Genomic DNA, 6,681 nt, shown 5'->3' with positions numbered 1-6,681 from the left:
CTGAACCAAGGCGGCAGTCGTAGTAGAAGCGGCGTGGCCGCCCCTCGCGAGGGGCGGCCTCGCCGCTTCTACTACGACTGCCGCCTTGGTTCAGCCCCATTCGCACGGCCTGAGCCAGGCGGAGGTGCTCAACTCGCACACCCCTCTAGGGTTAGACAGGGCCGAGGCTGAAGAGCCACATGCGGTTGCCGCCGCACCGCTTTCCACCCACCGTAGACATTCCTCTAGCGACCCTGGCGTCGACGCACCACCTTGCCCTGCTGGTCGCCGCCCCGCCAACCATTGCCCGCCCGATTCGCTGAGGCTGCACGTGAGCCCAATCGGACACGCTGTCCGTCTCCGCTGACAGTTCGGACAAGAATGATGGTGGCGATCGTGATCGCCACGACGAGGACCCCGCCCCCCAGAAGCACAGCAAGCACATCGTCTGATGCGGCCTGGAAGGCACCGATCACGGTCGCGGTCGCAAGCCCACCGGCGAGAAAGAGCCCGACTACGGCAGTAACCCCCGCCGACGAGAGGTTGCCCCCCTCCCACTCGACCCCCTTGAGGTGAATCCTCAGACGCCCTCGCTGTTCATCCGAGGGGTCCGGCTGGCGCTCGGTGGTCGTAAGGTCCACCCTTGTTTGCGCCAATCTTGTGTTGTTCCTGCTGGACATGAACCTGTCCTTCGGGTCGAAGGTTCACCATGATGCAACGTACGAGACCCTCCGACCAGCTTCCAGAGGTACAGAAGCTGGTTCTGATCGCCTCTGACTCGGGCGGTACCGTACCACGTGGGGTGGGTGTCCTGGTTCTGCCAAACCGGGACGCTTGAGGCCGAAACCAGCGGTTACCCTCCGTCGTTAAGCCCATCAGACCAGTTAAGAGCCGTATATCATACGGCCTGGGGTTGCCTTCCAGGACAACCGTCCGGCAAGGTAGTACTGACGTAGCGAATGATCATCAAGGCCCGGGGGTGATCAGATCGGTGCGTGCACGCCACCCCAGACTCCCGCAGAGGCCTCAGTCGGGTGCGGGGCTAGCCCACGGGGAGGGCTGGACCCGAGTGAGGGTCGACAAGAGGAGAAGCGATGCCAACAGCCACCGCTCCAGAGAGCACCGTAGCAGCGAATCGCGACGAAGACGTCGAACGGCAGCAGCTCGTGCCTGAGGGAAATCAGGCGCCACCCGGGCCACCGACGACGCGAGGCAATGGAGGATCTCTGACGAAGGTAACCGTCAATCTGCTTCCTCGAACAATGGCCGCACTAGAAGAAGTCAGCGAGTCTACCGGAGACAATAAGACCGAGACGATTAACCGCGCAGTGCAATTGTATGCATGGGTGCAACGGATGATTGACGCTGGAGAGTCACTTCGCGTGGTCAGCCCGGATGGACAGACGCGGGAAATTCACATGTTCTGAGTATGATGGTGGGCCGGTGGGACCGGCCCACCATCATCGAAGACAGTTGGACATAAAATCCGCCGAGATTACACCCTCACGAGTTCGAATCTCGTATCCTCCGCTCACCTGAGCAGCACGAACGACAGGGCCGGCCCCCACGGGGACCGGCCCTGAGTCGTCTCCGTGGTGGGGTCAGCCCACCACCTGTCAGCCCACCACCTGGACGTGCTCCGCGCCCTGCCCCGCGAACCACGCCTCCAACTCGGCGCCGCCGAGGGAGCGGGTCGCGTCCTCGTCGACGAGGACCGGGCCGACGACGGCCCCCTTCGCGCCCTCGAACTGGCAGCCGAACATCCTCGCGCCGGTCAGCACCGTCGGCATGCTCGTGCCGCCCAGCGTGCACCAGCGCAGGCTGGCCAACTCCAGGTTGGCACCGCGCAGATCGGTCTTGTAGAGCTTGGCGGAATTGAGAATGGCGTGCCGGAGATCCGCCCCCTCCAGAACGGCGTCGTCGAGCTGCACGGCGAACAGCCGAGCCGAGCGGAACAGCGCTTCACCGGCGGAGCAACCGACCATTTCCGCCTTGGCCAGGTCGGCGAAGGAGAAATCCGCGCCCCGCAACTCGGCGTTGGTCAGGTTGGCGTCGCCGAGGTTGGCCTCCTCGAATCGGACGCCGACCAGGTGGGAATTGGCGAGATAGGCGCCGGCCAGGTCGAGACGGCTGAGGTCCGCCCCGCGAAAATCAAGAAAATCCCCCGACAGGTACGCTGTCGGCGACGGGTCGGCGAACCACTCCTCAAGCGCTTCCCTAGCGTCGGGGCTGTCTGGCCAGCGGAGCACGTCGCCGCTGGCACGCTTGTACCTACTCATTTGTCGAACACCACCTTGCCGTCCCACTCCGGTCGATCAGCGACCCGCGCCTTGAGGTCGGCCAACGCACTCGGCGACAGGTTCCGGGTGTTGAGAATGACGTTCTGTCCACCGGCGACCTCGTCGGCGAGTTTCTGCTCGAACTCCTCGCCATCGTAGCGGCCCCTCATACCCTCGGGCATCGGCTCACCAGCCCGCCGTCCGGCCGGGAACAAATCGTTTGGCGACTTGACGTCCCAGTTCTCCCCGTTGGAATCGACGAACTCACCCTGGTCCTTCTGGAATGCGGGATCCGAGTTGTCGAGTTCGGCCCGCTGGATCGGCCCCGGAATCTTTCCCTCCGCCTCGGCCGCGAGCCCGACCTCGGCCTCGATCCGGGACTTGGCGCTGATGTTGCCGTTGTGGGCCGGGTCGGCGGCGAGTTCCTCCAACCGCCGCTCGTACTCGGGGGTGCCGGGCTTGGGGGTCTGGTAATCGTCGTCCCCGCCGGACGGACGGCCCGGCGGGTCGGCGGAGTCGCCACCCGGCCGACCGAGCTTGAACTCCTCGGCCGCGATGTCCTGCCCGCCGGTGACGGTTTCCGGCACCTCGGTGGAGGTGCGGTGCCGCTGCCCCGGGATGTCGCTGTCGCCGTCACCCGGCCGCGAGGTCGTTCCACCGTCACCGTTCCCGCCGGGAGGCGTCTTGGGTTTCGCCATCGTCTGCGCCCTAGCCGTTCAGCAGCTTGGACAGGTTGGTGAGGCTCATGATCAGGGCGCCGACGTAGGTGAGGATGCGTCCGCCCCACTTGACCACTGCCGCAACGATCGACGCGGCGATCGCCGGGATGGTGACCACGAAGATCGCCTCGATGGCCCACACGATCACGCGCGCCACCAGGTCGGCGATGAGGTCGCGGACGATGTCGCGGGTGAACGCCACCAGGTTCCCGGCGGCCTGGGTCGCGGCGGCCATCGCGGCGGAGATGCCGCTCAGCGCGTCGATCCCGGTGACGTTGTGCGCCATCAACGCCTGGTACGCCGTGGCGGCCTGCCCCTGCCAGCCGGGCATGTCCGCCCCGAGGTGCGTCTTCAGGTCGGTGGCCATGCTCTCCAGCTCGGCGGCCATGTTGTTCCAGGTCGCCGCGTGGGAGGTCACCACGTCGGGCATGCCGGTGAGTTGGTCGAGGATCTCGCGCAGTGGCTCGAAGTACTCCATTGCCCAGCCCAGCCCGTTGGCGAGCAGGGCACTGAACGGGTCCAGCACCGTCGCCACGGCCTCCACGCCGAACGCCGCACCGGCCAGCAGGTCGTCGACCCAACCCTCGCTGTGGATGGCGTCGACCAGGCCCTGGAAGCTGTCCGCCGCGGCCGCGCCGGTCCAGGGCTTACGGGTCGACTGGACGTCGGCGATCAGCGAGGCGTCGGTCATGACGCCGGGTCCAGTTGGCTGCCGACCTTGCGGATCGTGTCGTGGGAGTCCACGTCCGCGTTGGCGTAGTTGTCGGCGGTGGTGCCCAGGCCCTTCACGACCAGGGCCAGGTTCTCCTCGGCGTACGCGATCAGCTCGTCCTGCCGGGTGTGCCGGCCCTCCAGGATCCCGGAGATCCACCCGCACAGCAGCCCGTACGCCGCGTCGTCCTGGGTGATGTGCGCGCTGGCGTTCTTGACCGCCCCGAAGCGCGCCCGCAGGGCCTCGATGTTGCGCGCGTGCTGGCGGATCTGCTCGGCGTCGACCTCGAATCCGCTGCTCACGGCCTTACCACCGGCCGTGCTGCTCGTCCGGGCCGCCCACCGACGGCTCGGCGTCGCGCAGTTGCTGCCCGACGCGTTCGGCGATGGCGCGCGCGGCGGCCGATTCGGTGCCCAGAGTGTCCGCGATGATCCCCTGGGCGCGGTCGGCCAGTTGCCGCTTGGCGTCGGCGATGGTGGCCATGATCGTCCGGGCGACGACGTCGGGGGCGACACGTTGCACCCGCTGCCCCAGTCGCAGATCGACAAGCGCGCCCACGGAGTCGACAGTGACCTCCACAAGCCCGTTGCCGTCGGCGACCGTCACTCGCAGTTCCTGGATGCGGTCGCTCATCGCGTCGGTGGCGGTCGCCAACTGGTCCAGGCGACCCTTCCACGCGGCGAGCCGATCCATGGCGCCGCCCGGGTCCAGCAATCCCCCCGCAGGTGGAACCTCGGCCGTCATGTGTCCCCTCGGTCGCTCAAGGTGATCATGCCTAGCGCAGCGAGATTAACATGAGAACGCCTGCACGACTGTCCACCTGCGAGTCGGTGACCGTCCCCACGCCTGGCCCTGTGGTCTCATCGACGTCATGGCTGCCGCAATTTGGGAATGGGACGAGACTCTGTACGCGGGCAGCGCCGGCCACTACACCGTCGGCCGAATGCCCTATCCGCCCAGTCTGGCCGAGGCGATCGACACCGCACTCGACCTCGACGGCACCGGTCGGCTCCTCGATGTCGGCTGTGGCCCCGGATCGCTGACGCTCCTGCTCGCGCCCCCGACCGCCCTGGCAGCAGGTCGACGAGCTGGTCGCGCGTTACCTCGGACCGGTCCGCCGGGCCGGGCAGGGGTGGCTGCCGACGGGGACTCCGTCCGGTGAGGGGGAGATCATGCGGGCGGCGGGCTTCAGCGGGCCCACCCGGGTCACCGTCACGCAGGGGATGGTGGTGCAACGCTCGGTCGACGAGATCGTCTCGGCGGTGTTCTCGCTCTCCAGTGCGGCACCACACCTGTTCGCCGACCGACTCCCGGCCTTCTCGGAGGACCTGCGCCACCTCTTGACTTCGGCGGCGCGGAACGACCGTTTCGCCGAACGGCGACGCGACATCGACGTGGCAATCTGGCGCCCCTGACGCTCGGGGCCGCCCGGGGGCATGCCCAGGATGCGCACCTGTAGAGCTGCCCCAGAGACGGGGCAGCTCTACAGGTGGACACGGGCACGGGCGCGGCAGCACGGGCTGCCCGGCGTCGTCGGCGTACGCGATTCGAAGGACCCGCCTCCGGCGCTCACCTTCGCGCCCGCGGCGTGGCACGCGTTCGTCGCCCAGCTCGCCCGGCGGCCCTGAACGGCCCTCGACCGACGTTGGCGCGGGGGAGCAAGCGGTAGCGTTCGAGGGGCCGACGGCCTCCGGAATCCGTCGTACACATGTTCTATCCACAGGCTGTGGACGGCGGAGGGATCGATGGGTTACCAGCTCAGCGCGGTGGTTGCGGATGTTGAACTGCTCCGCGAGCAGACCGCCGAGCTGGATCACGCGGTCCTCGGTGAGCTGCGCCAGGACTTCGCGTTGCTGCCGATCACGCCGCAGTTGGTGGTGGAGCTGACCGGGTCGCTGCCGGATTTCGCGACCGACGACCGGAGCGCGGAGTACCCGTTCGGCCTGGTGTTGTCGCCGACGCTGGCCGAGGTGCTGGCCCGCTGGTCGCAGTCGGGGCCGGTGGCCTACCTGGAGGCGGAGTTCGGTGGTGGCGTCGGCTACCAGTCGGCGGCGGTGTGGTTGGGCGGGTCGCTGTCCTGGGGTCCACGCTTCGACGACGAGTTGGATGCGCCGCGCGAGCAGTGGCCGATCAACGGGGCGTTGACCCGACTGGGCGTCGAACCCGGCACGTGGATCGACCCGTTCGCCGAACTCGGGTTGCACCTGGAGCGCAACACCGAGGGTTGGCTGGCGCACGGGCGGCGTCGACTCAGCGCCGACTACTGGGATGAGCTGGTCGAGCAATGGGAAAACCAGTAATCCGACGATCGGCAGCAACCTGAACGCTCCCGTTCCGTTGGGGACTGGGGGATTCCATGAAATTGCGACAATTTGCGTTTATCGCCACGCTGATGACTGCTGCCTCGATCGCTGGCAGCGGCGTGCCGCCAACCGGACCGATTCCGGAGGGCCGGCCCGCCGGCAGCGTGGAAATCATTGATCTGAACGGCCTGCGCAACATCGAGTTCGGCGTGACCGAGGACGAGCTGGCCCGACGCGGCATCCTGCGGACCAGCCTGGATGCCTGCGGGCCGGTGCTCGCCGGCCATGACACGGTCAGCCCGGTCTTCATGGAGGACAAACTCGTGCTGCTCTGGGTCGGCGACCCGATGCGGACACCGGAGGGCATCACGGCGGGCTCGCCCGTCGACGAGGTCTGGGACCGCTACCCCGAGGTCAGCCGACTCCGCGCTCCACAGGGGACGCACCGCCTCGACGGGTTGCTCGCCCGCAGCGGCGACCGCGCGTACCTGTTCCTGCACGACGGGCGCACGGTCCGGAAAACCATCGCCGGGTACGCGGACTGGGCCCGCCGCCTCTTCGACGAGGGTGCCGGCCCGTGCTGAGCAACGTGGGGCTGACCGGCCGGGCGGGTCCGAAGGATGCCGCGTCGGGCCAGCTCGTCCTCGGTCACGCCGAACTCGATGTTGCGCAGGCCGTTCAGATCAATG

11 protein-coding genes are annotated in these 6,681 nt (G+C 67.7%); 6 read left to right on the top strand and 5 right to left on the bottom strand.

Features of this window, described 5'->3' with window-relative positions; translation table 11 throughout:
• Positions 1 to 1,073 precede the first annotated feature (1,073 nt).
• Complete coding sequence (locus AB0J33_RS31110; protein ID WP_363618725.1) at positions 1,074 to 1,406, top strand: hypothetical protein; 333 nt, start codon at positions 1,074 to 1,076, stop codon at positions 1,404 to 1,406.
• A 189-nt stretch (positions 1,407 to 1,595) separates the two neighbouring features.
• Here the strand turns inward: AB0J33_RS31110 and AB0J33_RS31105 are convergent, their stop codons facing one another.
• From AB0J33_RS31105 to AB0J33_RS31085, 5 genes are read right to left on the bottom strand one after another with little or no spacing between them, the layout of a single operon-like run.
• A complete protein-coding gene (locus AB0J33_RS31105; RefSeq protein WP_363618723.1) occupies positions 1,596 to 2,258 on the bottom strand; it encodes a pentapeptide repeat-containing protein in 663 nt (220 codons plus the stop codon).
• A complete protein-coding gene (locus tag AB0J33_RS31100) occupies positions 2,255 to 2,956 on the bottom strand; it encodes a hypothetical protein (protein ID WP_363618721.1) in 702 nt (233 codons plus the stop codon). Before AB0J33_RS31100 ends, AB0J33_RS31105 begins: the two co-directional genes overlap by 4 nt.
• Before the next feature lie 10 nt (positions 2,957 to 2,966).
• Positions 2,967 to 3,668 carry a WXG100 family type VII secretion target gene (locus tag AB0J33_RS31095; RefSeq protein WP_363618719.1) on the bottom strand — a complete coding sequence of 234 codons (702 nt, stop codon included), beginning with the start codon at positions 3,666 to 3,668 and terminating at the stop codon, positions 2,967 to 2,969.
• The gene (locus AB0J33_RS31090; RefSeq protein ID WP_363618717.1) at positions 3,665 to 3,991 is read right to left on the bottom strand and encodes a hypothetical protein; all 327 of its coding nucleotides are present in this window, start codon (positions 3,989 to 3,991) and stop codon (positions 3,665 to 3,667) included. Before AB0J33_RS31090 ends, AB0J33_RS31095 begins: the two co-directional genes overlap by 4 nt.
• A 4-nt stretch (positions 3,992 to 3,995) precedes the next feature.
• The gene (locus tag AB0J33_RS31085) at positions 3,996 to 4,433 is read right to left on the bottom strand and encodes a YbaB/EbfC family nucleoid-associated protein (protein ID WP_363618715.1); all 438 of its coding nucleotides are present in this window, start codon (positions 4,431 to 4,433) and stop codon (positions 3,996 to 3,998) included.
• 127 nt (positions 4,434 to 4,560) lie between these two features.
• On the opposite strand from AB0J33_RS31085, the gene AB0J33_RS31080 reads away from it, so the two are divergent.
• The 5 genes from AB0J33_RS31080 to AB0J33_RS31060 all read left to right on the top strand — a co-directional run bounded on the left by AB0J33_RS31080 (position 4,561) and on the right by AB0J33_RS31060 (position 6,576).
• Positions 4,561 to 4,851, top strand: coding sequence for a hypothetical protein (locus AB0J33_RS31080; RefSeq protein WP_363618713.1), 291 nt, complete (start codon positions 4,561 to 4,563; stop codon positions 4,849 to 4,851).
• A gap of 10 nt (positions 4,852 to 4,861) precedes the next feature.
• Positions 4,862 to 5,104 (top strand): hypothetical protein, encoded by a 243-nt coding sequence (locus AB0J33_RS31075; RefSeq protein ID WP_363618711.1) that lies wholly within the window; start codon positions 4,862 to 4,864, stop codon positions 5,102 to 5,104.
• A 30-nt stretch (positions 5,105 to 5,134) separates the two neighbouring features.
• Positions 5,135 to 5,317: a DUF397 domain-containing protein gene (locus AB0J33_RS31070; RefSeq protein ID WP_363618709.1), complete on the top strand. Its 183-nt coding sequence runs from the start codon at positions 5,135 to 5,137 to the stop codon at positions 5,315 to 5,317.
• Between the two features lie 117 nt (positions 5,318 to 5,434).
• Positions 5,435 to 5,989 carry a hypothetical protein gene (locus AB0J33_RS31065; protein WP_363618707.1) on the top strand — a complete coding sequence of 185 codons (555 nt, stop codon included), beginning with the start codon at positions 5,435 to 5,437 and terminating at the stop codon, positions 5,987 to 5,989.
• A gap of 92 nt (positions 5,990 to 6,081) precedes the next feature.
• Complete coding sequence (locus AB0J33_RS31060) at positions 6,082 to 6,576, top strand: hypothetical protein (protein ID WP_363618705.1); 495 nt, start codon at positions 6,082 to 6,084, stop codon at positions 6,574 to 6,576.
• Positions 6,577 to 6,681: the final 105 nt, after the last annotated feature.

It is taken from the genome of Micromonospora sp. NPDC049645, from assembly GCF_040675155.1.
Taxonomy (GTDB): domain Bacteria; phylum Actinomycetota; class Actinomycetes; order Mycobacteriales; family Micromonosporaceae; genus Micromonospora.
The sequence above is the reverse complement of the archived record's forward strand: the minus strand, read 5'-3'. Positions and strand labels throughout refer to the sequence as shown.

Coding starts and splice junctions, on each gene's coding strand:
- AB0J33_RS31065 (WP_363618707.1), top strand. CDS start 5,435: ATGGGTTACCAGCTCAGCGCGGTGGTTGCGGATGTTGAACTGCTCCGC.
- AB0J33_RS31080 (WP_363618713.1), top strand. CDS start 4,561: ATGGCTGCCGCAATTTGGGAATGGGACGAGACTCTGTACGCGGGCAGC.
- AB0J33_RS31070 (WP_363618709.1), top strand. CDS start 5,135: ATGCGCACCTGTAGAGCTGCCCCAGAGACGGGGCAGCTCTACAGGTGG.
- AB0J33_RS31100 (WP_363618721.1), bottom strand. CDS start 2,956: ATGGCGAAACCCAAGACGCCTCCCGGCGGGAACGGTGACGGTGGAACG.
- AB0J33_RS31075 (WP_363618711.1), top strand. CDS start 4,862: ATGCGGGCGGCGGGCTTCAGCGGGCCCACCCGGGTCACCGTCACGCAG.
- AB0J33_RS31095 (WP_363618719.1), bottom strand. CDS start 3,668: ATGACCGACGCCTCGCTGATCGCCGACGTCCAGTCGACCCGTAAGCCC.
- AB0J33_RS31060 (WP_363618705.1), top strand. CDS start 6,082: ATGACTGCTGCCTCGATCGCTGGCAGCGGCGTGCCGCCAACCGGACCG.
- AB0J33_RS31110 (WP_363618725.1), top strand. CDS start 1,074: ATGCCAACAGCCACCGCTCCAGAGAGCACCGTAGCAGCGAATCGCGAC.
- AB0J33_RS31085 (WP_363618715.1), bottom strand. CDS start 4,433: ATGACGGCCGAGGTTCCACCTGCGGGGGGATTGCTGGACCCGGGCGGC.
- AB0J33_RS31105 (WP_363618723.1), bottom strand. CDS start 2,258: ATGAGTAGGTACAAGCGTGCCAGCGGCGACGTGCTCCGCTGGCCAGAC.